The organism is Halomonas sp. ML-15 (assembly GCF_014779595.1).
Lineage (GTDB): Bacteria > Pseudomonadota > Gammaproteobacteria > Pseudomonadales > Halomonadaceae > Franzmannia.
Map to the genome: position 1 here is coordinate 2,213,026 of NZ_JACXZT010000019.1, position 26,075 is coordinate 2,239,100.

Consider the following 26,075-nt stretch of genomic DNA (forward strand, 5'->3'; position numbering starts at 1 on the left):
GGTGTCCTCAGCTGGCCTGGCCACTGGCGAACAGGCGCACCAGGATGGCTTCATAGATCTCGCTCAGGGTGTCCAGATCGGTGGCGCGTACGCGCTCGTTGACCTGATGAATGGTGGCATTGAGCGGCCCCAGTTCGACCACCTGGCTGCCCAGGGTGGCGATGAAGCGGCCATCGGAGGTGCCGCCGCTGGTCGAGAGCGATGGCCGCTGCCCGGTGACCCCTTCCACGCCGCTCAGCGCGGCTTCCACCAATTCGCCCTCGGCGGTAAGGAAGGGCTCGCCGTTGAGGGTCCAGTCGAGGCGGTAGTCGAGTCCATGGGCGTCGAGGATCGCCTCGGTGCGCTCGCGCAGCTGCTGGTGGGTCACCTCGGTGGAGTAGCGGAAATTGAATACCGCTTCCAGCTCGCCGGGTATCACATTGGTGGCGCCGGTCCCGGCACGCAGGTTGGAGATCTGGAAACTGGTGGCGGGGAAGAAGGCGTTGCCATCGTCCCAGTGCTCGCGCACCAGGGCATCCAGCGCCGGGGTGGTGGCATGAATGGGGTTGGCGGCCAGGTGCGGATAGGCCACGTGGCCCTGCACGCCCTTGACGTGGAGTACCGCGCCCAGCGAGCCACGCCGACCGTTCTTGATCACGTCGCCGACGCGCTCGGTGGATGAGGGTTCGCCGACGATGCAGTAATCGAGGCGTTCGTGGCGCTCGCGCAGATGCTCGACCACGGCGCGGGTGCCGTCGACCGCCGGGCCCTCCTCGTCGGAGGTGATCAGGAAAGCGAGCTTGCCGTGGTGGTTCGGATGAGCGGCAATGAAGCGCTCTACGGCGGTGACCATCGCCGCCAGACTGCCCTTCATGTCGGCAGCACCGCGTCCCCTGAGCATGCCCTGGGCATCGATGCAGGGCTCGAAGGGAGGTGTTTCCCAGTTGGTATGCGGCCCGCTGGGCACCACGTCGGTGTGGCCGGCGAAGGCCAGCACCGGGCCGTGGTGGCCGCGTACCGCCCAGAAGTTGTCGACGTCACCGAACGGCAGCCGCTCGACGTGAAAGCCCAGAGCCTCGAGGCGGGCGATCATCAGCGCCTGGCAGCCCTCATCATCGGGAGTCACCGAGGGCCTGGCCATCAGGTCGATGGCCAGGTCCAGGGTCGGCGACAGAGGCTGCGACTCAGTTGTGGGCATGCAGCGCCTCGTTGAGCGCGATGGCGCTCTTGTTGGTCAGGCACTCGATACGGCCGTTCTGGGAGTTGCGGCGCAGCAGCAGGTCGTCCTGGCCGGCCAGCTCGCGGGCGGCCACGGTCTTGACCTCCTGGCCCTGGTCGTCGAGCAGGGTGACCTTGGCGCCGGCGGTAATGTAGAGCCCCGCCTCTACGGTGCAGCGGTCCCCCAGCGGGATGCCGATGCCGGCGTTGGCACCGATCAGGCAGCCCTCACCGACCTTGATCACGATGTTGCCACCGCCGGAGAGGGTGCCCATGGTCGAGCAGCCACCGCCGAGATCCGAGCCCTTGCCGACCATCACTCCGGCCGAGATGCGGCCCTCGATCATGCCGGGCCCCTCGGTGCCGGCGTTGAAATTGACGAAGCCCTCGTGCATCACGGTGGTGCCTTCGCCGAGGTAGGCGCCCAGGCGCACCCGTGCGGTATCGCCGATGCGGATGCCCTTGGGTACCACGTAGTCGGTCATCTTGGGGAACTTGTCGACGCAGTCCACCGACAGCGCGCGACCCTCGAGGCGCGCCTTGAGGCGGCGGGCCGGCAGCTCATCGACGTCGATGGCGCCTTCGTTGGTCCAGGCGACGTTACGCAGCAGGCCGAACATGCCGCTCAGGTCGAGCTGGTGGGGGGTGACCAGGCGGTGGGACAGCAGATGCAGCTTGAGATAGACCTCCGGTGCGTTCTCCGGGGCGCTGTCGGTGTCGAGGAAGGTCGCCACCAGCGGGCGCGTGCTGGCCGCGAAAGCCGCGGCGATCTCGGCCTGCTCGGGGGCGCCGGCGGCCTTGAGGGCCTCGGCCAGGGCGGCGCAGTGCTCGGGCAGGAAGCTCACTGCGGCGTTGCCTGCGGGCGCACCAAGGGCCTGGCGGGCGGCGTCGACCAGGGCCGCATCGGGCTGGAACAGCGGCGCCGGATAGTAGATTTCCAGCCAGTCGCCCTGGGTGTTCTGGGTGCCGATGCCGAGTGCAAAGCTGAGCATTGAGGGGTCCTCTTGAAATGCGTTATTGAAAAAGTGTTATCGGGTCGAGTCGCGGCTCAGATCTGCAGGTTGTCGTAGTCACCGTCGCGATAGCCGACCAGGATCTCGTCGCCGGTATCCAGCAGCGGCCGCTTGAGCAGGGTCGGGTGAGCCAGCATCAGCTCGCGGGCGCGGTTGGCGTCGACCTCCTGCTTTTCGGCGTCGTCGAGCTGACGCCAAGTGGTGCTGCGCTTGTTGAGCAGGCTCATCACCGGGACCCGCTCGAGGATGTGCTCGAGCAGTGCCGCCGAGAGGCCATCCTCGCGCAGGTCGTGGAACTGGTAGGGCACCCCCGAGGCGTCCATGGCCTTGCGTGCGCGGCGGCAGGTGTCGCAGTTCTTGATGCCAAACAGGGTCAGCATGACGGATTCCTCGTTGACTGGCGCTCGATAAAGCGTCGCAGGCGACGGGCGCCTTCGATGGTGGTCTCGAGCTCGGCGACCAGCGCCAGGCGCACGCGTCCGCTTCCAGGGTTGCTGCCGTCGGCGCCGACGCGTCCCATATAACTGCCCGGTAGCACGCTGACGTGCTCCTCGGCGAACAGCGCGCGGGTGAAGGCCTCGTCGTCACCACCGGGCACCGCCGGCCACAGATAGAAACTCGCCTCGGGGGCAGGAAAGTCCATGACCGGGGCGAGGATCTCGGTGACCGCGGTGAATTTCTCGCGGTAGGCGTCGCGGTTGGCGCGTACGTGAGCCTCGTCCTGCCAGGCGGCGATCGAAGCGTGCTGCAGCGGCAGCGACATGGCGCAGCCGTGGTAGGTGCGGTAGCGCTTGAAGGGGGCGATCAGCGCGGCGTCGCCGGCCACGAAGCCGGAGCGCAGGCCGGGCAGGTTGGAGCGCTTGGAGAGCGAGTGAAACACCAGGCAGCGCCGGTAGTCGTGACGTCCCAGTGCCGCACAGGCTTGCAGCAGCCCCGGTGGTGGCGCGGCTTCGTCGAGGTAGAGCTCCGAGTAGCACTCGTCCGAGGCGATCAGGAAGTCGAATTCGTCGGCCAGCGCGAGTAGACGCTGGAAGTCGGCCAGCGGCGTGACCGCTCCGGTGGGGTTGCCCGGCGAACAGAGGAAGACGATCTGCACCTCGCGCCAGGTATCGGCGGGCACGGCGTCCAGGTTCGGGCGGAAGCCGTGCTCGGGGCGGCAGTCGAGGTAGAGCGGTTCGCCGCCGGCCAGCAGCGCCGCGCCTTCATAGATCTGATAGAAGGGGTTGGGCACCACCACCTTGGCCGGGCGGGTGCGGTCGAGCGCCGCCTGAACGAAGGCGAAGATCGCCTCGCGGGTGCCGTTGACCGGCAGCACCTGAGCCTCCGGGTCGAGTCCGGCGAGGCCGAAGCGCCGCGTTGCCCAGGCGGCGATCGTCTGGCGCAGTTCGGGCATGCCCGTAGTCGCCGGGTAGCGCGCCATCTCCTGCTGGTGCGCCACCAGTGCCTCGAGTGCGGCCGGGTAGGGCGCGTGCTGCGGCTCGCCGATGGTCAGCGGGACAGGCGTCAGCCCCGCGGGGGGCGTCACGTCTGCCTTGAGCGCGGCGAGCTTCTCGAAGGGGTAGGGCTTGAGAGCATCGAGATCGGGGTTCATGACTGTCCTGGCCGCCTCGGGCGGCGGAAACGTGGGCTGGGTGGCGCCGACGGCGACGGCATAACCCGAGGATTATAGGGAAGCGGCCGGGGCGCCTCAAACCTGCTTTCCTTGGCTAGACGCCAAGCACCTCGATCAGGCGCTCGCGCAGCTGCTGCTGTCGCTCGGGATCTGTGAGCGGTTCGCCGCCCTTGGTGGTGATGAAGAAGACATCTTCGACGCGCTCACCGAGGGTGGCGATCTTGGCCGCCGAGAGGGCGATGTCCTGTTCCATGAAGATGCGCCCGACCCGTGCCAGCAGGCCGGGGCGATCGGGGGCGGTGAGTTCCAGCAGGGTGCGCTCATTGGCCGGGTCCTGCTCGATCAGCACCTGGGTCGGGACCTTGAAGTGCTTGAGCTGGCGTGGGGTATGACGGGTGACGATGAGCGGATAGTCGTCCGGATCGTCGAGCTCCTCGACCAGGTGGCGGCGAATGGTCTCGATGCGGTCGCGGTCGCGGATCGCCTCGCCGTCGTCATCCAGCACGATAAAGGTGTTGAGCGTCCAGTCGTTGCTCGAGGTGGCGATACGCGCATCGTGAATCGACAGGCCCAGCTGCTCCATGGCGGCGGCGGTGGCGGCAAACAGGTCGTCCACCGAGCGGGTGTGGATAAACACCTTGGTGCCGCCCTCGGCCATGTCCTCGGTGGGCGCGCTGACCAGGATCAGCGGCAGCTGGGAGTCACCGTGACCGAGGATCCCCTGAGTCTGCCAGACGATCTCGCTGGGCGCGTACTGCAGGAAGTAGTCCTCACCCAGCGACTCCCACAGCCTCTCGACCCGTGCCGGGTCGGCGCCGACGCTGGTCAGCAGCGAGCGCGCCTCCTCGCGGGTTTCGCGAACCCACTCGTCGCGATCCAGTGGGTTCTCCAGGCCGCGGCGCAGGGCGCGCTTGGTCTCGGCGTGCAGCTGGCGCAGCAGGCTGGCGCGCCAGCCGTTCCACAGCGACGGATTGGTGGCGTTGATATCCGCCACAGTCAGCACATAGAGATAGTCCAGGTGCACTTCGTCGCGCACCTGGCGGGCGAAGTCGCGGATCACGTCGGGGTCGGTAATGTCGCGCTTCTGGGCGGTCTTCGACATCAGCAGATGGTGCTCGATCAGCCAGCTGAGCAGTCGGGTGTCGCGGGGCGACAGGCCGTGACGCTCGGCGAAGCCCTCGACGTCTCGCGCGCCAATGATCGAATGGTTGCCGCCGCGGCCCTTGCCGATGTCGTGGTAGAGGCCGGCGATCCACAGTAGCTCGAGCTTGGGGAGCTGGTGGATCAGCGTGGCGGCCACCGGAAAGGCCTCACGGGCCTCGGGTTCGCGGAAGCGCTGGATGAACTTGAGCAGGCGCAGGGTGTGGGCGTCGACGGTGTAGATATGGAACAGGTCGTGCTGCATCAGGCCCACCGCCTGGCCGAACTCCGGCAGGTATTTTCCGAGCACGCCGTAGCGGTTCATGCGCCGCAGCTGGCGTGCCACGTTGCCGCTGGAGCGTAGCAGCTCCATGAACAGGCTCTGGTGGCGCACGTCGTCGCGGAACAGGTCGTCGATGCGGTGGCGGTTGTCGCGGATCAGGCGAATCGTCTCGGCGCGCACACCCTCGATCTCGGGGTGCTGGGCCATCAGCAGGAACAGCTCGAGCAGGGCCGCGGGACGCTGGCGGAAGACCCGTGGGTGGCGGGCCTGAATGTAGCCGCCCTTGATCTCGAAGCGGTCGTTGAGCGGGGTAGTCTCGAGACGCTCGTCACCGCGCAGGATCACCTCGTCGAAATGCTGCAGCAGCATGTCGTTGAGGCCGGCCAGCGCGGTGACATGGCGATAGTAGCGCTTCATGAACTGCTCGACGGCGAGGCGCTCGGGGGTGTCGCGGTAGCCGAACAGCTCGGCGATGGCGCGCTGGTGGTCGAACAGCAGACGGTCCTCGGCGCGCCCGGTGAGCATGTGCAGCGCATAGCGCACCTGCCACAGAAAGGCCTGGCCCTGGCTGAGGATGCGCAGCTCGGCGTCGTTCATAAAGCCGTTGTCGACTACGTCCTCGTAGCGCAGGGTGCCGAAGTGGCGCTTGGCCACCCAGCCGATCATCTGGATATCGCGTAGCCCACCCGGGGAGCTCTTGATATTGGGTTCGAGGTGATACTCGGAGTTGTTATAGCGGTAGTGGCGGGTGATCTGCTCCTGCCATTTGGCTTCGAAGAAGCGGTCCGCCGGCCACAGCTGGTCGGTGGCCAGCCGCTTGCGCATGGCGTCGCGCAGCCGCTCGCTGCCGGCCAGGGTGCGGGTCTCGAGCAGGTTGGTGATCACCGTGACGTCGGCCTCGGCCTCGCGCCGGCAGTCGTTGAGCGAGCGCACGCTGTGGCCGATCTCCAGCCCGATGTCCCACAGGAAGGTGATGAAGTCGGTGAGCGGCTCGCGGTAGGGGGTGTCGTCGTCGTGCTCGAGCAGCAGCAGCAGGTCGATATCGGAGTGCGGGTGCAGCTCGCCGCGGCCGTAGCCGCCTACCGCGAGCAGGGCGATGCCGTCGTCGGGCCAGGGGTGCCGCGACCAGGCCACCTGCAGCAGGCGGTCGAGACACCAGGCGCGGCCGTGGATCAGATCGCGGATATCGGCGCCGTCGCGAAAGCGGGCGTCGAGTCGCGCCTGGATTTCACGCAGTGCGGCCTTGAAGGGCGCGATGGGCGAACGGCTGCCGTCGAGCTCGGCGCGCAGCGTGGCCTCGTCGAACAGCGTCGCGTCGGGCGTGAAGCGGTAGTGGTGCAGTAGCATATCAGCGGTCGAGGAAGGTGAGGTCTTCCTCACCTCGGGCGGTGAGCACCTCGACGCCGTCGGCGGTGACCAGCAGGGTGTGCTCCCACTGCGCCGACAGGCTGCGATCCTTGGTCACCGCGGTCCAGCCGTCGCGCAGCACCTTGGTGCGGTAGCCGCCGACATTGATCATCGGCTCGATGGTGAAGCACATGCCCTCGGCCAGCGCGATATCGGCCTCCGGGGCATAGCCGTCGTAGTGCAGGATCTGCGGGTCCTCGTGGAAGCCGGCGCCGATACCGTGGCCGCAGAAATCGCGCACCACCGAGTAGCCGTTGGCCTCGGCGTGCTGCTGGATGACCTGCGCCAGCGCTGAAAGGCGCACCCCTGGCTTGACCAGCGCGATGCTCTTGTAGAGGCACTCCTGGGTCACCCGGCACAGGCGCTCGCCCTGGATGGTTTCACCAATCACGAACATCTTGCTCGAGTCACCGTGATAGCCGTCGGCGGTCTTGACGGTGATATCGATGTTCATGATGTCGCCTTTCTTGAGGCGCTTGGCGTCATCGGGAATGCCGTGGCACACCACATGGTTGATCGAGGTGCAGGTGGCATTGGGGAAACCATGATAGTTGAGCGGCGCCGGCGTCGAGCCGAGCTCGTCGACGATAAAGGTGTGGCACAGGCGGTCGAGTTCACCGGTGGACACGCCGGCCACGACGTGGGGTGTGATCATTTCCAGCACGCGGGCGGCCTGGCGACCGGCCTCGCGCATCTTGTCGATTTCCGCTGCGGTCTTGATGGGAACGTTCATGGAGTCTCGAATCTGGAGGCGGGTGACGCGCCGGGCGATGGGCGCTGGATGGACAGTGCGCGCCCGGCGACTTCATCTCGGTAGCGAACTATGGTATAAAGCCGCGCGCTTTCCTGCAATCGTTGACCGAACGCGCTCGGGCCTTGAGTGCCCGTCGCGGGCAGACGATAATGCAGGGGCGTTTGAACGCCTAAATCACACATGCACCGTCACATGGTCCCGGGTGCCTGCGCTACGCGAGTACGTAGGTCGGATCCATGGGGTGCGTGGAGGCCTAACCCGATTTATCAGGAGCCACCCATGGCACAAGTCAATATGCGTGACCTGCTCAAGGCAGGCGCTCACTTCGGCCACCAGACCAAGTACTGGAACCCGAAGATGAGCAAGTTCATCTTCGGTGCGCGCAACAAGATTCACATCATCAACCTCGAGCACACCCTGCCGGCGCTGAATGACGCCATCGGTGTGGTCGAGAAGATGGCCGCTTCCAACAACAAGATCCTGTTCGTCGGTACCAAGCGTTCCGCCAGCAAGATCATCAAGGAAGAGGCGAATCGCGTCAGTCAGCCGTTCGTCAACCACCGCTGGCTCGGCGGCATGCTGACCAACTTCAAGACCATTCGTCAGTCGATCAAGCGTCTGCGTGAACTCGAAGCGATGCACGAGGATGGCACCTTCGAGAAGCTGACCAAGAAAGAAGTCCTGATGGCCACTCGCGAGCAGGACAAGCTCGAGCGTTCCGTGGGCGGCATCAAGGAGATGGGCGGTCTTCCCGATGCGCTGTTCGTGATCGACGTCGACCACGAGCGGATTGCCATCAACGAAGCCAACAAGCTGGGCATCCCGGTGATCGGGGTGGTCGATACCAACTCCAATCCGGATGGCGTCGACTACGTGATCCCGGGCAACGATGACTCCATCCGCGCGATCCAGATCTACGTCAAGGCCATCGCCGATGCCTGCGGTCGCGCCAAGGAAGGTCGTCCCGACGAGTTCGTTGAAGTCGCGGACGCCGACGCCAGCGAAACCGCCGAGTAATACCGCTGCGCCTGCTGCCGCTCCGCATGCGCGGCGGGCAGGCGAGAAGGGGGCTTCGGCCCCCTTTTTTCCCGCTGCGCGGGAGATCCGCGTACCGACGTCGAACCAATTTCAGAGGTTAATATCATGGCAGCTATCAGCGCCTCTCAGGTCAAGGAACTGCGCGAGCGTACCGGGCTCGGCATGATGGAGTGCAAGAAGGCCCTCACCGAGGCCGGTGGTGACATCGAACAGGCCATCGAGGACCTGCGCAAGAATTCCGGTCTCAAGGCCGCCAAGAAGGCTGGCCGCACCGCCGCCGAAGGCGCCGTGGTGACCCGTGTTGCCGACGACAACAGCTACGGGGTGATGGTCGAGATCAACTCCGAGACCGATTTCGTCGCCCGTGACGATAACTTCAAGGGCTTTGCCGACAAGGTCGTCGACGCGCTGTTCGCCGCCAAGAGCGACGACGTGGTCGCGCTGATGAGCGGCGAGATGGAAGCCACCCGTGAGCAGCTGGTGCAGAAGATCGGCGAGAACATCAGCGTGCGTCGCGCGGTGGTGGTCGAGGCCGGTGCCGGCAACCTGGTGGGCGAGTATGTCCACGGTGGCCGTATCGGTGTGCTGACCGTGCTCAAGGGCGCCAATGCCGAGGTGGCCAAGGATGTCGCCATGCACGTCGCCGCCATCAACCCGGCCGTGGCACTGCCCGAGAACATGCCCCAGGAGCAGCTCGACCAGGAAAAGGCGATCATCCTCGCCCAGCCGGACATGGCCGGCAAGCCGGAGCAGATCGCCGAGAAGATGGTGCAGGGCCGCCTCAAGAAGTACCTGGCAGAGAACAGCCTGACCGAGCAGCCCTTCGTCAAGGACCCGAACCAGACCGTCGCCGAGTTCGTCAAGAGCGCCGGCGGTGAAGTGGTCGGCTTCACACGATTCGAAGTGGGCGAGGGGATCGAGAAGGAAGAGGTCGACTTTGCCAAGGAAGTGATGGAACAGGCTCGCCGTAGCTGAGGTCTGACTTCATCGACACGTGTTGGCGTGCGCGCAAGCGCACGCCTTCGCGTATCCGGCTGGTGGATGCCAGCCTTGCCCGCCCGCTAGCATAGCCATCAGGAGAGCTTCCATGCCCACAAGCCCCGACCTCCAGAGCACCAAGTCCGAGCGCAGTGCCAAATCGAAGTACAAACGCATCCTTCTCAAGCTGTCCGGCGAAGCCCTGATGGGGGATCACGATTTCGGCATCGATCCGAAAGTGCTCGATCGGATGGCGCTGGAGATCGGCCAGCTGGTGGGGATCGGGGTGCAGGTCGGCATCGTGGTCGGCGGCGGCAACCTGTTCCGCGGGGCAGCGCTCAACGAGGCAGGCATGGATCGCGTCACCGGCGACCACATGGGCATGCTGGCCACGGTGATGAACGCGCTGGCCATGCGCGATGCGCTGGAGCGCTCCAACATCCGCTCGCGGGTGATGTCGGCGATTCCCATGAGCGGGGTGGTGGAGCACTACGATCGCCGCACCGGGATTCGCTACCTGACCTCCGGCGACGTGGTATTGTTTTCCGCCGGGACCGGTAACCCCTTCTTTACCACCGACTCGGCGGCCTGCCTGCGCGGCATCGAGATCGATGCCGACGTGGTGGTCAAGGCGACCAAGGTTGACGGGGTCTACGACAAGGACCCGGTCAAGCACGCCGATGCGGTGAAGTATGAGCATCTCACCTATGACGAGGTGCTCGACCAGAAGCTGGGTGTCATGGATTTGACCGCCATTTGCCTGGTGCGTGACCATGACATGCCGGTACGTGTATTCGACATGAACAAGCCCGGTGCCCTGCTCAACCTGGTGGTGGGCGGCAAGGAAGGCACGCTGATAGACAGAGGGTAATGACGTGATCAACGATATTCAGAAAGACGCCGAGTCTCGCATGAAGAAGAGCCTCGAGGCGCTGCAGAGCAACTTCCACAAGATTCGTACCGGGCGTGCCCATACCAGTATTCTCGATGCGGTGATGGTCGAATACTACGGTGGCCAGGTGCCGATCAACCAGGTGGCCAGCGTCAACATCGAGGACGCCCGGACCCTGAGCGTATCGCCCTGGGAAAAGGACATGGTCCCCAAGGTGGAGAAGGCGATCATGACCGCCGACCTGGGCCTCAATCCGTCCACCGCCGGCAGCGTGATCCGCGTGCCGATGCCGATGCTGACCGAAGAGACCCGCAAGGGCTATATCAAGCAGGCACGCAGCGAGGCGGAGCATGCTCGAGTGGCGGTGCGCAACGTGCGCCGTGATGCCAATGGAGATCTCAAGTCGCTGCTCAAGGACAAGGCGATCTCCGAGGACGAGCAGCACAAGGGCGAGGACATGATCCAGAAGCTCACCGACAAGTATATCGGCGAGATCGATAGCCTGCTGGAAGCCAAGGAACATGACCTGATGCAGGTCTGAGCGGCTGGCGGGCTGCATGCCCGCCCCACCCTATCTCCCGATGCGAGACCCCATGACCTCAACGCTGTCTTCAGAAGGACACCGTGATGGCATGCCGCGCCACGTGGCGGTCATCATGGATGGCAATAATCGTTGGGCCCGCGCCCGCGGCTTTTCCGGGGTGCGTGGCCACCGTGCCGGTGTCGAGTCGGTGCGCGCGGTGATTCGTCGCGCCGCCGAGCGGCGACTAGAGGTGCTGACCCTGTTCGCTTTCTCAAGCGAGAATTGGCGGCGACCCGCCGATGAGGTCAGCGCGCTGATGGAGCTGTTCCTGTGGGCGCTCAAACGTGAGGTCAAGAAGCTACATGAGCACGATATCCGCCTTTCCGTGATCGGCGACCGCGACGGCTTTTCGGCCTCGATTCAGCAGCATATCGAGCGCGCCGAAGCGCTGACCCGCGACAATCGCGGCCTGCATCTGGTGATCGCTGCCAACTATGGCGGCCAGTGGGATCTGGCGCGGGCCGCGCGGCGCCTGGCGGAACGCGTCGAAGCCGGCGAGCTGCGCGCCGAGCAGATCGACGAGGCCGCCCTGGGCAGCGAGGTGTGCCTGGCCGAGGCGCCGCCGGTGGATCTCTGCATACGTACCAGCGGCGAACAGCGCATCTCCAATTTCCTGCTCTGGCAGCTGGCCTATGCCGAGTTCTATTTTACCCCGGTGCTGTGGCCGGACGTCGACGGCGCGGTCTTCGATGAGGCCCTCGACGCCTTTCGACGCCGGCTACGGCGCTTTGGCATGACCGACGAACAGGTCGAGGCACAGCATGCTTAAACAGCGCATTATTACCGCCCTGTGGTTGGCGCCGCTGGTCCTGCTGGGACTGTTCTGGCTCGACGGTGGCGCCTTTGCGCTGTTCACCGCGGTTATCGTGCTGCTGGCGAGCTGGGAGTGGGTCAACCTGGCCGGTCTCGAGGCTCAGCGCCAGCGCCTGCTGGGCGCCGCTGGCATGGCGCTGTTGATGCTGCTGCTTTGGTTCAGCGGCGCCGTTCACAGCGCCTGGCCGCTATGGCTGGGCGCGCTGGGCTGGCTGGCCAATCTCTACTGGATTATCCACTACCCCGACAAGGGAGCTCAGTGGCAGGCCTCATCGCGGCGACTGGCCATGGGCCTGTGGGTGCTGTTGCCGTGTTGGGTTGGCTTCGTGGCGCTGCGCGACAGTGGCGCGGTATGGCTGCTGTTTGTGCTGCTGCTGGTGTGGTGCGCCGACACCGGTGCCTACTTTGCCGGTCGCGCCTTCGGGCGGCGCAAGCTGGCGCCGCGAGTCAGCCCCGGCAAGAGCTGGGAGGGCGTGGCCGGCGGTCTGGTCGCGACGACGCTGCTGGCACTGGTGTTCGTGTTCTGGCAGTCGCTGGGCTTGGGGCTGGGGCTGGCACTGCTGGTGATTACCTGGCTGGTGACCCTGATCTCGGTGCTTGGCGACCTGCTCGAGAGCATGCTCAAGCGCCACCGCGGGATCAAGGACTCCAGCGCCCTGTTACCCGGCCACGGCGGGGTGCTCGACCGCATCGACAGCCTGACTGCGGCGGTGCCGTGGTTTGCGCTGCTCGGCGGCTGGTTGTGAGCCGCACATGGCCCCAGTGACCTCCTCTCCGCAGTATGTCAGCGTGCTGGGTGCCACCGGTTCGATCGGCACCAGTACCCTGGATGTCATCGCCCGGCACCCTGACCGCTACCGCGTGCATGCGCTGACCGCGCATACCTCGCGGGAAGCGCTGCTGGCGCTGTGCCGTCTGCACCGTCCAGAGGTGGCGGTGCTGGCCCTGGAGGCCGACGCCATCTGGCTGCGCCAGCGGCTGGCTGAGGAGCGGCTCGACACCGAGGTGCGCGCCGGCGAGGCGGCCCTGGTCGAGGTTGCCGAGGCCAGCGAGGTCGATGTGGTGATGGCCGCCATCGTCGGCGCCGCCGGGCTGCTGCCGACGTTGGCGGCGGTGCGAGCCGGCAAGCGCGTGCTGCTGGCCAACAAGGAGGCGCTGGTGATGAGCGGGGCGCTGTTCATGGACGCGGTCGCGGCCCACGGCGCGACCCTGCTGCCGATCGATTCCGAACACAATGCCATCTACCAGTGTCTACCCGTTGAGCATCGTGGCGGACTAACGCGGCACGGTGTCACCCAGCTACTGCTGACGGCATCCGGCGGGCCCTTCCTGGGCTGGACGCCGGCCCAACTGGCCGATGTGACGCCGACGCAGGCCTGTGCCCACCCCAACTGGTCGATGGGCCGCAAGATATCGGTGGATAGCGCCACCCTGATGAACAAGGGGCTAGAGCTGATCGAGGCGTGCTGGCTGTTCGACGCTGCCCCGCAGCAGGTTCAGGTGGTGGTGCACCCGCAGAGTGTGATCCACTCCATGGCCGCCTACAGCGATGGCTCGGTCATCGCCCAGCTCGGCAACCCTGATATGCGCACGCCGATCGCCTTCGGGCTGGCCTGGCCGGAGCGAATTGAGGCCGGCGTCGAGGCGCTGGACCTGTTCCAGGTGGCGCGCCTCGATTTCCAGGCCCCGGATGAGTCGGCCTTCCCCTGTCTGAGTCTGGCTCGCGAGGCGATGGTGGCCGGCGGCACCGCACCGGCGGTACTCAATGCGGCCAACGAGGTGGCGGTAGATGCCTTCCTCGCAGGCCAACTACGCTTTACCGGCATCGCTGAGCTGGTGGCCCGGGTACGTGAGATGCGCCCGGTGTTGCCTGCAGACGAGCTGGCGACGATTCTCGACGAGGATCGCCGGGCGCGTCAGGCCGCCCAGGAGATCCTGAAGCGAATGCTCGAGGAGACGATCTAGATGGGCGTGATGCAGAATATTCTGGCGGTGATCGTGGTCCTCGGCGTGTTGATCACCTTCCATGAGTACGGCCACTTCTGGGTGGCACGGCGCTGCGGCGTCAAGGTGCTGCGTTTCTCGGTGGGCTTCGGTAAGCCGCTGTGGTCGCGGGTCGATCGCCACGGCACCGAATTTGTGGTGGCTGCCATTCCGCTTGGCGGCTATGTCAAGATGCTCGACGAGCGCGAGGCACCGGTGGGTCCTGCCGAGCAGGACCAGGCCTTCAACCGCAAGAGCGTCTGGCAGCGCATCGCCATCGTCGCCGCCGGGCCACTGGCCAACTTCCTTCTGGCGATCGTCGCCTACTGGCTGCTGTTCGTGGTCGGCACCACCACGGTGGCGCCGGTGGTGGGCAGTGTCGCTCCCGGTTCGCCGGCCGAAGAGGGCGGCTTGAGTCCCGGTCAGGAGATCGTTGCAGTACAGGGCGAGACGGTGCGCTCCTGGGACGAGATCAACCTCAAGCTGGTGGCGGCCATCGGTCACAGCGGCGCGCTCTCGGTGAGCGCCCGCGACGAGGGCAGCAGCAGTGCCAGGGACTATCAGCTGCCGGTCAATGACTGGCTGGTGCGCCAGGATCCGCCTCAGCCGCTGCCGAGTCTGGGGCTCGAGCCTTGGCGGCCGCCGTTCCCGGCCGTGCTGGGCCAGATTCTCGATGGCCAGGCCGCGGGTCAGGCGGGTCTTCAGCCCGGCGACCAAGTGCTGATGGCGGACGGTGAGCCGGTTGACGACTGGCTGCACTTCGTCGATCTGGTGCGCGCCAGTCCCGAATCGCCGATGGCCCTCGAGGTGGAGCGTAATGGCGAGACCCTGGCGATTGAGTTGATCCCTGGCCGTAATGAAATTGAGGACGGTGTGGAGATCGGCTATATCGGTGCTGGCGTCGAGGCGGTGGAGTGGCCCGAGGAGTACCGCCGCGAGATCCGCTATGGGCCGTTGGCGGCGGTGGGCCAATCGCTCTCACGCACCGGGGAGATGTCGCTGCTCACCGTCGACGCCATTCGCAAGATGTTCGTCGGTCTGATCTCGCCGACGAACCTCTCCGGGCCGATCACGATTGCCCGAGTGGCCGGCGACTCGGCGCGCACTGGCCTCGAGACCTTCGTCAGCTTCCTGGCCTATCTGTCGATCAGCCTGGCGATCCTCAACCTGCTGCCGATTCCGGTGCTGGATGGGGGGCACCTGGTCTACTACTTCGTCGAAGCGGTGCGCGGCAAGCCGGTGTCAGAGCGCATTCAGGCCATGGGGCTGCGTATCGGCGTTGCGCTGGTCGGCAGTCTGATGCTGATGGCGCTCTATTTCGACCTGATGAGGCTATGGTGACACACGACCCGCGGCAGGGTTCGGCTTGTCAGAACCCTGCACAAATGTATATGGTGCCTGTTCCACACGCGGGCAGACCAACTCGAGCGAATCGACTGCATGAAACTCAAGACCATCGGATTGGCGGCGCTGCTGCTTACCAGCGCCCAGGTAGCGCTGGCAGACTCTTTCAATGTTTCCGACATCCGCGTAGAGGGACTGCAGCGAGTTTCTGCAGCCTCCGTGTTCAATGCCTTCCCGGTCAGCACCAGCGACCGCGTCGATGAGCGCGAGCTAGCCGACGCCGCGCGCGAGCTGTTCGGTACCGGGCTGTTTGACGACGTCCAGCTGGCCCGAGACGGCGACATCCTGATCATCCAGGTAGTCGAACGTCCGTTCATTACCGCCTTGAATATCACCGGCAACTCGCAGATCTCCGAAGACGACCTGCTTGAGGGCCTGAGCGAGGCCGGCCTTGCCGAGGGCCAGGTGCTGCAGCTGTCGACGCTGGAAGAGATTCAGCGCGAACTGGAGCAGGTTTATCAGGCCCAAGGGCGCTACAGCGCACGTATCGAGACCAGCGTCGACGAGATCGATGAGAGCCGGGTGCGGGTCAACATCGATATCAACGAAGGTGCGGTGGCCTCGATTCGTCAGATCAATATCGTCGGCAACCAGGCGTTCGATGACGACACCCTGCGCGACCAGTTCGAGCTCAATGATCGTCCCGGTCGCTTCTTCGGCTGGTTCTCTCGGGATGAGTACTCCCGCGAGGCGCTGTCAGGCGATCTCGAGCGACTGCGCTCCTACTATCTCGACCGCGGCTACGTCAATTTCGACATCAGCTCGACCCAGGTCTCGATCAGTCCCGACAAGTCGGAAATCTTCATCACCGTCAACGTCGATGAGGGCCAGCAGTTCCGCCTTGGCGACATTCGCTTCGCCGGTGACCTGGAGATTCCCGAGTCCGAGGCCCGCGAACTGGTTACCGCCGAGCCAGGCGAAGTCTTCTCGCGCAGCGATATCACCGCCTCATCCGAAGCGCTGCGTTCGCGCCTCGGCGCCGAGGGCTTCGCCTTCGCCAACGTCGACGCGCGGCCTCAGCCGTCGTCCGATGGCCAGACAGTGGACGTGGTCTTCAACGTCAACCCCGGCCAGCGTGCCTATGTGCGGCGGATCTCCTTCGAGGGTAACACCACCACCGAAGACGAGGTGCTGCGCCGCGAAATGATCCAGATGGAGGGCGCGCCCGCGTCCACCGACCAGATTCGCCAGTCGCGTCAGCGCCTCGAGCGGCTGGGTTTCTTCCGTCAGGTTGACGTCGACACCCAGCCGGTGCCCGGCGAAAGCGATCTGCTGGACGTGACCTACAACGTCGAAGAGCAGCCCTCGGGCTCGATCTCGGCCAGCGTCGGCTTCTCGCAGAGCGCTGGGGTGATCTACGGAGCTGCGCTGTCGCAGAACAACTTCCTGGGCACCGGTAATCGGGTCAACGTCGGCGCCCAGCGCAGCGACACCTTCACCAGTCTCAACTTTGGCTTCACCGACCCGTACTGGACCCTGGACGGCATCTCCCGCGGCTATAATCTCTACTACCGTGAGACCGACTACGAAGACTCGGATATCTCGACCTACTCCACCGACGCCTACGGCGCGGGGATCAACTTCGGTTATCCGATCAACGAACTGACGCGCCTCAACTTCGGCGCTACGGTGGAAGATCTGACGGTGCAGACCTATAACGACACCGCTTCCGAGATCGTGCGCTACGTCGAGGACGAAGGCGCCGGCGCCCAGAGTCTCAAGCTCACCGCCAGCTGGACGCGCAACAACCTCAATCGCGGCGTGATGCCCACCGCCGGCAGCTACCAGCGGCTGTCGCTGGAAACGGCCGCGCCCGGCAGCGACGCCGAATACTACAAGCTGCGCGCCCGCGCCCAGCAACTGTTCGAGCTCAACAACGACTGGTCGCTGAAGTTCGGCGGCACCCTGGGCTATGCCGATACCATCGGCAACGACCCCTATCCGTTCTACGAGAACTTCTTCTCCGGCGGTCTGGGCTCGGTACGCGGCTTCACCGGCAATACCCTGGGGCCGCGCACCACGCCGCGTGGCGGCGGCAATGATCGTACCCTGGGCGGCAACGTGCTGGTCGAAGGGTCGGCCGAGCTGCTGTTCCCGACGCCGTTCATGGAGGACCAGCGTTCGGTGCAGACCGGCTTCTTCTTCGATGCCGGTAACACCTTCCTGACCGACTGCTATGAGGTGCTCGATGGCGATCAGTCGCGCTGTGAGTCGGGCGTTGATCTCAGCGAGCTGCGCTACAGTGTGGGTATCGGCTTGTCGTGGCTGACCCCGGTGGGGCCGCTGACCTTCAGCATCGCCGAGCCGCTCAACGACAAGGAAGGTGACGATACCCAGTTCTTCCAGTTCTCGCTGGGCCAGACCTTCTAAGCCGAGTACCATGGAACGCCCAATTGGGGCATGTTTTTTCAGGAGAATGGTTCATGCGTAAGATGATGGGTGTCATGTCCCTCGGACTGCTTGGCCTGTTCGCTTCGGTCGCCCAGGCGGCGGAAGTGGCGGTAGTCGATTGGCGTCAGGCGCTGATGGAAACCCGTGCTGCTCAACAGTCGATGAGCCAGCTTGAGAGCCAGATCGGCAGTCAGCAGCAGCAAGCCCAGGCGCTGGGCGAGGAGCTCGAGCAGCTGCAGCAACGCTTGCAGCAGGATGGCGCGGTGATGTCCGACAGCGAGCGTCAGTCGCTGATGCAGGAAGGCCAGCAGAAGGAGCAGCAGTTCGTCGAACTTCGCCAGCAGATCATTCAGGCACAGCAGCAGGCCGAACAGGCCTTCCTGCAGGACGCCGAGCCAAAGCTGGAGCGCGCCGTTGACGAGCTCATGACGCGTCACGGCATCGACGTGCTGATGGACATCAATGGCATCATCAATACCAATCAGGATCTGATGAATCTCACCGATGAAGTTACCGAGATTCTCGACTCGATGAACTGAGTGCCCGCCCGCGAGGGCGGGGCCTTGCCTCCTTCAGCCGACTCAGGTTCCATGACCGACGCCACCTCTCACTGCTATACGCTCCACGACCTCGCCGAGCGCCTGGGCGCCCGGGTGGCCGGCGATGGCAGTATACGGGTCAGTGGCCTGGCTACGCTCAGTGATGCCGGCCCCGACGATATCAGCTTTCTCGCCAACAAGGCGTATCTCAAGCATCTGGCCAACACGCGGGCGGCGGCCGTCTTGCTGCACCCCAGCCACGCCGATGAGTGCCCGGTTACCTGCTTGACTCTGGACAATCCCTATCTCGGCTATGCCGAGCTGTCACGGCTATTCGACCCCCTGGCCCAGCGTCCTCACCTGGGGGTGCACGCCTCGGCGGTGATAGAGGCTGGCGCTGCGCTCGGCGCGGATGTTCAGATCGGCCCCCAGGCGGTCATCGAAGCCGGTGCGGTGATCGGCGATCGCGCCGTCATCGGCCCGGGAAGCGTCGTGGGTGCCGACAGCCGGATCGGCGCTGATTCTCGGCTGCACGCCAACGTCACGGTGTGCCACGGCGTGGTGATTGGTGAACGAGCCATTCTCCACAGTGGTTGCGTGATCGGTGGCGATGGGTTCGGGTTTGCCCACGATGGGAGCCGCTGGCACAAGATCGCGCAGCTCGGTGGCGTGGTAATGGGGGATGACGTCGAGGTCGGCAGCTGCTCGAGTATCGATCGCGGTGCCCTGGGCGATACGCTCATCGGCAACGACGTCAAGATCGATAGCCAGGTGCAGATCGCCCACAACGTGCAGATCGGTGATCACAGCGCCCTGGCCGGCTGCGTGGGCATTGCCGGCTCTACCAAGGTGGGCAAGCACTGCATGCTGGGCGGCGGCGTGGGGCTCTCCGGGCATCTGACGATCTGCGACGGTGTGCAGGTCACCGGCATGAGCCTGGTCACCAACTCCCTTCATGAGCCGGGCGTCTACTCCTCAGGGACCGGGGCCATGAGCAACGCCCAGTGGCGCAAGAACGCTGTGCGCTTCAAGCAGCTCGATGATATCGCCAAGCGGCTCGCGCGCCTTGAAAAGCACCATGGTGGCCGTTGAGTCTCGCCAGTCTGCCGCTATAATCGCTGTCCTGGCCAGGAAGGCGCCTGCCGCCACTGCACGCTCACCGAGGTGAGCCGTTTCGCTTTTTCAGAGGTCGCATCGATGGTAATGGACATCAACGAGATTCGTGAGTATCTACCTCACCGCTACCCTTTTCTGCTGATCGATCGCGTGACCGAACTGGAGCTCGGCGAGTTGATTCGTGGTTATAAGAACGTCAGCATCAATGAGCCGTTCTTCAACGGCCATTTTCCGCATCACCCCATCATGCCCGGCGTCCTGGTGATCGAAGCCATGGCCCAGGCGTGCGGTATTCTGGGGTTCAAGACCGTCAACAAGCTGCCTGCCGACGGCTATGTCTACTACCTGGTGGGCAGCGACAACGTGCGCTTCAAGCGGCCGGTGATGCCCGGCGACCAACTGCATATTGAAGCCAAGGTAATGCGTGAGAAGCGCGGCATCTGGAAGTTTGCCTGTCGCGCCAGCGTCGACAACGAATTGGCCTGCGAGGCCGAGATCATCTGCGCCGAGAGGAAGGTCGCTTGATTCATCCCACCGCGCTCATTGACCCTGCCGCACGGCTGGCTGATGACGTCGAGGTTGGCCCGTTCAGCGTGATCGGTGCCGACGTCGAAATCGGCCCTGGTTCGAAGATTGGTCCCCATGTGGTGATCAAGGGGCCCACTGTGCTTGGCGCCCGCACGCGTATCTTCCAGTTCGCCTCGGTGGGTGAGGACTGTCAGGACAAGAAGTACGCCGGCGAGCCGACCCGCCTGGTGATGGGTGACGATAACGTGATCCGCGAGGGCGTGACGATCCATCGCGGCACCATGCAGGATCGCGGCGAAACCACCGTGGGCTCGCGCAATTTGCTTATGGCCTACGCCCACGTGGGGCACGACTGTGTGATCGGCAGCGACTGTATCCTGGCCAATCAGGTGACCCTCGCCGGCCACGTCAAGGTGGGCGACTTCGCCATCCTTGGCGGGCTGGCGGCGGTGCATCAGTTCTGCCATTTCGGCACTCATGCCATGGCTGGCGGCGGCTCGATCATCACCAAAGACACCCCCGCTTTCGTGATGATCAACGGCAACCCTGCCGAGGCCCATGGCCTCAATCTCATCGGTCTCAAGCGGCGTGGCTTTTCGCGTGAGGCGCTCAAGGCGCTGGGTGAGTCCTACAAGCTGGTCTACCGCCAGGGGCTCACCGTCGAGCAGGCCCTTGCTGAAATACGCCGTCGCTTCGAACTGCCGGAGGTCGATACCTTCGTCGCTTCTATCGAAGTGGCCTCCCGCGGCATCACGCGCTAGGCCATGACAGGTTCCGTGCTCAAGGTCTATCTGGTCGCCGGTGAGCTGTCCGGGGATATTCTCGGCGCCAGTCTGATGCGGGCGCTCAAGGCGCGCTACCCTGGGGTGGCCTTTCGCGGTATCGGCGGACCACGCATGCTGGCCGAAGGCATCGACAGCCGCTACCCCCTCGAAACCCTCTCGGTAATGGGCCTGGTCGAGGTGCTCAAGCACCTGCCGCGGCTGATCGGCGTGCGCCGTGAGCTGCGACGCGATGCGCTGGCTTGGCAGCCCGACATCATGCTTGGCATCGATGCCCCCGACTTCAATCTCGGCCTCGAGCGGCAGCTGCACGACGCTGGCATGACCACCGCCCATTACGTCAGCCCCTCGGTATGGGCCTGGCGCCAGGGGCGCGTCAAGGGTATCGCCAAGTCGGTGGATGCCATGCTCACCTTCCTGCCCTTCGAAGCAGACTTCTATGCCCGTCACCGGGTGCCGGTGGCCTTCGTCGGCCATCCGCTGGCCGACGAGATGCCGCTGAAGACAGACCGCGGGGCGATGCGTCGTGAGCTTGGTCTGCCCGAAGAGGGCGAGCTGCTGGCACTCTTGCCCGGCTCGCGAGCCAACGAGATTCGCTTTCTGGGCGCCACCTTCCTGGCCGCCGCCGAGCGCCTCTGCAGCAAGCGTCCAGCGCTGCGCTTCGTGGTGCCGGCGGCAACCGCCCAGCGCCGCGCCGAGCTCGAGACGCTGATCGCCGACTACCCGTCGCTGGCCGAGCGCCTGACGCTGCTCGAGGGTCAGTCTCGCGAGGCGATGGTGGCGGCGGATGCCGTGCTGCTGGCGTCGGGCACCGCGGCGCTGGAGGCGATGCTCTGCCACCGGCCGATGCTGGTCGCCTACAAGATGGCGCCGGCCACCCACTGGCTGGCCAAGCGCCTGGTCAAGACCGACTGGATCTCACTGCCTAATCTGATCGCCGGCGCGGGGCTGGTACCGGAGCTGATCCAGGACGCCGCCAGTCCCGCGGCCATCGCTGCAGCCCTCGACGAGATGCTGACGGACAGCGCCGGGCGCGCGGCGCTGGAGTCGCGCTTCGCCGAAATGCATGCCGGGCTACAGCGCGGCGCCAGCGAGCGCGCCGTGGATGCCATCGCCGCGCTGATCGCCGGCCGTCCGCTGCCAGAGAGTGTCGCCGCCGAGGGGCTCGATGCCCCCATCGCGGGGCGCCTGTGAAGGCCGCGTCGCTGCCGCCGCTGGTGGTCGACTATTGCGGTGAACGCTTGGCCGGGGTCGACGAAGTGGGGCGCGGGCCGCTGGTGGGCAGCGTGGTGGCGGCGGCGGTGATCCTCGACCCGGCGCGCCCTGTCATCGGACTCAACGACTCCAAGACGCTCAGCGCCAAGCGCCGTGAGGCATTGGACACCGAGATTCGTGAGCATGCCCTGGCCTTCGCGGTGGCCGAGGCCAGCGCCGCCGAGATCGACGAGCTCAATATCTACCACGCCACCCATTTGGCCATGCGCCGCGCCATCGACGCCCTGGCGCCGGCCGCCGAGTATCTGCTGGTGGACGGCAATCGCCTGCCCGGGCATCATGTTCCTGGCCAGGCGGTGGTCAAGGGCGACGCTCGCCATCCGGCCATCGCCGCCGCCTCGATACTCGCCAAGGTGGCCCGCGATGCGCAGATGCTGGCGCTCGACGCCCGCCATCCCGACTACGGCTTCGCCCGCCACAAGGGCTATCCGACCCGCGAGCATCTGGCGGCGCTGGAGCGCCTCGGCGCACTGCCCGAGCACCGCCGCTCCTTCGGCCCGGTCAAGCGACAGTTAGCGTTGTTTTAGCCTAGCCAGCGGTAGCGAGGAGCGCCGGGGATAGGTCGTAGCGGGGGGTTTTTGCCATGGGTGAGGAGCAAAGCTCCGAACGGGCTGGCCATGGATGGCCAGCACCGGTCCTGCAAGCGAAGCAGGATGCGAGAGCGCAGCAGGGCAAAAGTAGCGTACAGGGAGGTATTTACAGCGCCCCCGCGCAGACCTATCGCCGGATCAGCCCCGAGCGGTCGGGTTACCCAAGCGCTTGATCAGTCCGAGCGGGCAGAATCCGCAAGTGCCGAGCTATCAATACTTTTACTGCCAATTCTTGAGTTAGCCATGACCACGCCCTTCGTACATCTTCGCCTGCACACCGAGTACTCCCTGGTCGATGGCCTGGTGCGCCTCAAGCCGCTGGTCAAGGCCACCGCCGAGCGCGGCATGCCGGCGGCGGCGATTACCGACGAGGCCAACCTGTTCGGCCTGGTCAAGGCCTACAAGGCGGCCCAGGGCGCCGGGCTAAAGCCGATCATCGGCAGTGACCTATGGCTGCACAACCCCCACGACGAAGGCCACCCCTACCGGCTGACACTGCTGGCGATGAACGACGTCGGTTACCGCAACCTCACCGAGCTGATCTCGCGCGGCTGGACCGACGGCCAGCGCCACGGGCTGGCGATCCTCGACAAGGCGTGGGTATTCGAACAGAGCGAAGGCCTGATCGCCCTCTCCGGCGGGCGTGAAGGCGACGTGGGTCGCCATCTACTGGCCGACCACCCCGAGGAAGCCCGGGCGCTGCTCGACGAGTGGAACGCCCACTTCCCCGGGCGCTACTACCTGGAGTTGACCAGGACCTCGCGGCAGTACGAGGAGGATTGTCTGCACCTATCTGTGCAGCTTGCCGCCGAGACCGGCACCCCGGTGGTGGCCACCAACGACGTGCGCTTCCTCGACAAGGAGGAGTTCTGGGCCCACGAGACTCGGGTCGCTATCGGTGAAGGCAAGGCGCTTGATGATCGCCGCCGTGAGCGGCGTTACAGCGAGGAGCAGTACCTCAAGAGCCCGGCGGAGATGGCCGAGCTGTTCGCCGATATCCCCGAGGCGCTGGAGAACAGCGTACTGATCGCCGCGCGCTGCAACGTCGAGATGCGCCTCGGCGAGATCTTCCTGCCGGAGTTCGAGATCCCCGAGGGCATGACCCAGGACGAGTTCTTCCGCAAGATTTCTCACGACGGCCTCACCGAGCGCCTCGACTTCCTCTATCCGGCCGAGCGCTACCCGCGTGATAGCGCCGAATATGCCGAGATCGACGCCCGCTACCGGCAGCGCCTCGACTTCGAGCTCAACATCATCATCCAGATGGGCTTCCCCGGCTACTTCCTGATCGTGATGGACTTTATCCAGTGGGCCAAGGACAACAATGTCCCGGTGGGGCCGGGACGCGGCTCAGGGGCGGGCTCGCTGGTGGCCTATGCGCAGAAGATCACCGACCTCGACCCGCTGGAGTACGACCTGCTGTTCGAGCGCTTCCTCAACCCCGAACGGGTCTCGATGCCCGATTTCGACGTCGACTTCTGCATGGAGAAGCGCGATCGGGTGATCGACTATGTGGCCGACCGTTACGGCCGCAACGCCGTCTCCCAGATCGTCACCTTCGGTACCATGGCCGCCAAGGCGGTGGTGCGTGACGTGGCGCGCGCCCAGGGGCGGCCTTACTCGCTGGGTGACAAACTCTCCAAGCTGATCCCCTTCGAGGTCGGCATGACCCTGGCCAAGGCCATCGAGCAGGAGCCGGCGCTCAAGGAGTTTATCGATAACGACGATGAAGCCGCCGAGATCTGGGAGATGGCGCTCAAGCTCGAGGGCATCACCCGCGGCACCGGCAAGCACGCTGGCGGCGTGGTGATCGCCCCCACCAAGCTGACCGACTTCTCGCCGCTGCTGTGCGACGAAGAGGGCAACGGCCTGGTGGTGCAATTCGACAAGAACGACATCGAGGAGGCCGGGCTGGTCAAGTTCGACTTCCTCGGCCTGCGCACCCTGACCATCATCGACTGGGCGCTGGAGATGGTCGACAAGGTGCGCGCCGTGAAAGGAGAAGGCCCGCTCAACATCGATACCATTCCCCTCGATGATGCGCCGACCTTCGAGATGCTCAAACGCGCCGAGACGACCGCGGTCTTCCAGCTCGAATCCCGCGGCATGAAGGAGCTGATCAAGCGGCTGCTGCCCGACTCCCTGGAGGACATGATCGCCCTGGTCGCGCTGTTCCGCCCCGGGCCGCTGCAGTCGGGCATGGTCGACGACTTCATCAACCGCAAGCACGGCCGCGCCGAAATCTCCTTCCCCCACCCGGACTATCAGCATGAGCTGCTCAAGCCGGTGCTGGAGCCCACCTACGGCATCATCCTCTACCAGGAGCAGGTGATGCAGATCGCCCAGGTGCTGGCGGGGTATAGCCTGGGCCAGGCCGACATGCTGCGCCGCGCCATGGGCAAGAAGAAGCCCGAGGAGATGGCCAAGCAGCGCGCCGGTTTCATGGAGGGCTGTGCCGCCAACGGCATCGACAAGGAGCTGGCCGGCAATATCTTCGACCTGGTGGAGAAGTTCGCCGGCTACGGCTTCAACAAGTCGCACTCGGCGGCCTACGGCCTGGTCTCCTATCAGACCGCCTGGCTCAAATCCCACTACCCTGGGCCCTTCATGGCCGCGGTAATGTCCACCGAGATGGACAATCTCGACAAGGTAGTGCCGCTGATCGAGGAGTGCCGCAATCTCAAGCTCACGGTGACGCCGCCGGATGTCAATGTGGGGGGCTACAAGTTCACCGTGGATGCCGACGCGCGGGTGGTCTACGGCCTGGGGGCGATTCGCGGCGTGGGCGAGGGGCCCATCGGCGCCATCGTCGAGGCGCGCGAGGCCGGCGGTCCGTTCAGCGACCTGTTCGATTTCTGTCGCCGGGTCGACCCCAAACGCATGAACAAGCGCACCCTGGAGGCGTTGATCCGTTCCGGCGCGCTGGACACCCTGGGCCCTAGCCGCGCGGTGCTCAGCGCTGCCCAGGAAGCCGCACTCAAGGCCGCCGCCCAGAATCTCAGCAACCAGAACCTGGGGATGGTCGATATGTTCGGCGAGGCCTTCGTCGATGAAGAGGCCGGCGATGTCTATGCCGACTACCGCGGCGCCCGCGAGTGGACCGACAAGGAGCGCCTGGCCGGCGAGAAGGACACCCTGGGTCTGTATCTTACTGGCCACCCCATCGACGAATACGAGCATGAACTCAAGCGCTTCGTCTCCACCCGCATCAGCGACCTCAAGCCGTCGCGGGAGCCGCAGCGCGTCGCCGGCCTGGTGGTGGGGGTGCGCACCATGAAGTCCAAGCGCGGCGACACCATGGCCTTCGTGACCCTCGATGACCGCACCGGGCGTATCGAGGCGTCGCTGTTCGGCGAACTGTTCGAGCAGTTGCGCGGTCGACTCGACGGCGACCAGGTACTGATCGTCGAGGGTGAGGTGTCCAGCGACGACTACTCGGGAGGCTTGCGCCTGCGCGGCAAGGAGATCACCCCGATGGTCGATGCACGCAGCAAGTTCGGCCAGGCGGTGGAAGTCTCGGTGGACGGTGCCCGCGCCAACGGCCGGCTGGTGGCCAGCCTGCGCGCGAGCTTGACGCCCCACCGCGATGCTGGCGGCCTGCCGGTGCGCCTCAAGTATCGCAATCAGGACGCCAGCGGCTGGCTGGAGCTGGCCGAGGAGTGGAAGGTCTCGCCCAGCGACGAGCTGCTGATCGCCCTGCGCGAGGTCGAAGGCCAGGACGGCGTGCGGCTGAAGTATCGCTAGGATGCTGGCGTCG

Annotated in this window: 22 protein-coding genes; 16 read left to right on the top strand and 6 right to left on the bottom strand. The window is 65.3% G+C overall.

The window, feature by feature from the left end; translation table 11 throughout:
* Positions 1–7: 7 nt before the first annotated feature.
* From dapE to map, 6 genes are all read right to left on the bottom strand, one after another.
* Positions 8–1,177: a succinyl-diaminopimelate desuccinylase gene (gene dapE / locus IEI94_RS22070; protein ID WP_191169459.1), complete on the bottom strand. Its 1,170-nt coding sequence runs from the start codon at positions 1,175–1,177 to the stop codon at positions 8–10.
* Positions 1,164–2,189, bottom strand: coding sequence for a 2,3,4,5-tetrahydropyridine-2,6-dicarboxylate N-succinyltransferase (gene dapD / locus IEI94_RS22075; protein ID WP_191169461.1), 1,026 nt, complete (start codon positions 2,187–2,189; stop codon positions 1,164–1,166). The genes dapE and dapD overlap by 14 nt, the downstream gene beginning before the upstream one ends.
* A 56-nt stretch (positions 2,190–2,245) precedes the next feature.
* Entirely contained in the window at positions 2,246–2,590 is a 345-nt protein-coding gene (locus IEI94_RS22080; RefSeq protein ID WP_191169463.1) for an arsenate reductase, read from the bottom strand.
* Positions 2,584–3,801 carry a succinyldiaminopimelate transaminase gene (dapC, locus tag IEI94_RS22085; RefSeq protein WP_191169465.1) on the bottom strand — a complete coding sequence of 406 codons (1,218 nt, stop codon included), beginning with the start codon at positions 3,799–3,801 and terminating at the stop codon, positions 2,584–2,586. Before dapC ends, IEI94_RS22080 begins: the two co-directional genes overlap by 7 nt.
* Positions 3,802–3,916: 115 nt before the next feature.
* Positions 3,917–6,592, bottom strand: a complete 2,676-nt coding sequence (locus tag IEI94_RS22090; protein ID WP_191169467.1) for a [protein-PII] uridylyltransferase — start codon at positions 6,590–6,592, stop codon at positions 3,917–3,919.
* Position 6,593: 1 nt separating this feature from the next.
* On the bottom strand, positions 6,594–7,385 hold the full coding sequence (gene map, locus IEI94_RS22095; RefSeq protein WP_191169469.1) for a type I methionyl aminopeptidase: 792 nt from the start codon (positions 7,383–7,385) through the stop codon (positions 6,594–6,596).
* 300 nt (positions 7,386–7,685) lie between these two features.
* Between map and rpsB the strand changes: the two genes are divergently transcribed.
* From rpsB to dnaE, 16 genes are all read left to right on the top strand, one after another.
* Positions 7,686–8,423, top strand: coding sequence for a 30S ribosomal protein S2 (rpsB, locus tag IEI94_RS22100; protein WP_191169470.1), 738 nt, complete (start codon positions 7,686–7,688; stop codon positions 8,421–8,423).
* Between the two features lie 126 nt (positions 8,424–8,549).
* The gene (tsf, locus tag IEI94_RS22105; protein ID WP_191169471.1) at positions 8,550–9,419 is read left to right on the top strand and encodes a translation elongation factor Ts; all 870 of its coding nucleotides are present in this window, start codon (positions 8,550–8,552) and stop codon (positions 9,417–9,419) included.
* 112 nt (positions 9,420–9,531) lie between these two features.
* Positions 9,532–10,293, top strand: coding sequence for a UMP kinase (gene pyrH / locus IEI94_RS22110; RefSeq protein WP_191169472.1), 762 nt, complete (start codon positions 9,532–9,534; stop codon positions 10,291–10,293).
* A 4-nt stretch (positions 10,294–10,297) separates the two neighbouring features.
* Complete coding sequence (frr, locus tag IEI94_RS22115) at positions 10,298–10,855, top strand: ribosome recycling factor (RefSeq protein WP_191169473.1); 558 nt, start codon at positions 10,298–10,300, stop codon at positions 10,853–10,855.
* A gap of 52 nt (positions 10,856–10,907) precedes the next feature.
* A complete protein-coding gene (uppS, locus tag IEI94_RS22120) occupies positions 10,908–11,666 on the top strand; it encodes a polyprenyl diphosphate synthase (protein WP_224750229.1) in 759 nt (252 codons plus the stop codon).
* Positions 11,659–12,456: a phosphatidate cytidylyltransferase gene (locus IEI94_RS22125; RefSeq protein ID WP_191169474.1), complete on the top strand. Its 798-nt coding sequence runs from the start codon at positions 11,659–11,661 to the stop codon at positions 12,454–12,456. The genes uppS and IEI94_RS22125 overlap by 8 nt, the downstream gene beginning before the upstream one ends.
* 7 nt (positions 12,457–12,463) lie before the next feature.
* Positions 12,464–13,675: a 1-deoxy-D-xylulose-5-phosphate reductoisomerase gene (ispC, locus tag IEI94_RS22130; RefSeq protein ID WP_191169475.1), complete on the top strand. Its 1,212-nt coding sequence runs from the start codon at positions 12,464–12,466 to the stop codon at positions 13,673–13,675.
* Positions 13,676–15,034 carry a sigma E protease regulator RseP gene (gene rseP / locus IEI94_RS22135; RefSeq protein ID WP_191169476.1) on the top strand — a complete coding sequence of 453 codons (1,359 nt, stop codon included), beginning with the start codon at positions 13,676–13,678 and terminating at the stop codon, positions 15,032–15,034. It abuts the gene before it with no gap.
* A gap of 99 nt (positions 15,035–15,133) precedes the next feature.
* Positions 15,134–17,467 carry an outer membrane protein assembly factor BamA gene (bamA, locus tag IEI94_RS22140; protein WP_224750230.1) on the top strand — a complete coding sequence of 778 codons (2,334 nt, stop codon included), beginning with the start codon at positions 15,134–15,136 and terminating at the stop codon, positions 17,465–17,467.
* A gap of 53 nt (positions 17,468–17,520) precedes the next feature.
* The gene (locus IEI94_RS22145) at positions 17,521–18,027 is read left to right on the top strand and encodes an OmpH family outer membrane protein (protein ID WP_191169478.1); all 507 of its coding nucleotides are present in this window, start codon (positions 17,521–17,523) and stop codon (positions 18,025–18,027) included.
* Positions 18,028–18,078: 51 nt separating this feature from the next.
* Positions 18,079–19,119, top strand: a complete 1,041-nt coding sequence (lpxD, locus tag IEI94_RS22150) for a UDP-3-O-(3-hydroxymyristoyl)glucosamine N-acyltransferase (RefSeq protein ID WP_191169479.1) — start codon at positions 18,079–18,081, stop codon at positions 19,117–19,119.
* Between the two features lie 105 nt (positions 19,120–19,224).
* Positions 19,225–19,668, top strand: a complete 444-nt coding sequence (gene fabZ, locus IEI94_RS22155) for a 3-hydroxyacyl-ACP dehydratase FabZ (RefSeq protein WP_191169481.1) — start codon at positions 19,225–19,227, stop codon at positions 19,666–19,668.
* Positions 19,665–20,432 carry an acyl-ACP--UDP-N-acetylglucosamine O-acyltransferase gene (lpxA, locus tag IEI94_RS22160; protein WP_191169483.1) on the top strand — a complete coding sequence of 256 codons (768 nt, stop codon included), beginning with the start codon at positions 19,665–19,667 and terminating at the stop codon, positions 20,430–20,432. The genes fabZ and lpxA overlap by 4 nt, the downstream gene beginning before the upstream one ends.
* Before the next feature lie 3 nt (positions 20,433–20,435).
* The gene (gene lpxB / locus IEI94_RS22165; protein WP_191169485.1) at positions 20,436–21,647 is read left to right on the top strand and encodes a lipid-A-disaccharide synthase; all 1,212 of its coding nucleotides are present in this window, start codon (positions 20,436–20,438) and stop codon (positions 21,645–21,647) included.
* Positions 21,644–22,255 (top strand): ribonuclease HII, encoded by a 612-nt coding sequence (rnhB, locus tag IEI94_RS22170; RefSeq protein WP_191169487.1) that lies wholly within the window; start codon positions 21,644–21,646, stop codon positions 22,253–22,255. The genes lpxB and rnhB overlap by 4 nt, the downstream gene beginning before the upstream one ends.
* A 306-nt stretch (positions 22,256–22,561) precedes the next feature.
* Positions 22,562–26,062, top strand: a complete 3,501-nt coding sequence (gene dnaE / locus IEI94_RS22175; RefSeq protein ID WP_191169489.1) for a DNA polymerase III subunit alpha — start codon at positions 22,562–22,564, stop codon at positions 26,060–26,062.
* Positions 26,063–26,075: the final 13 nt, after the last annotated feature.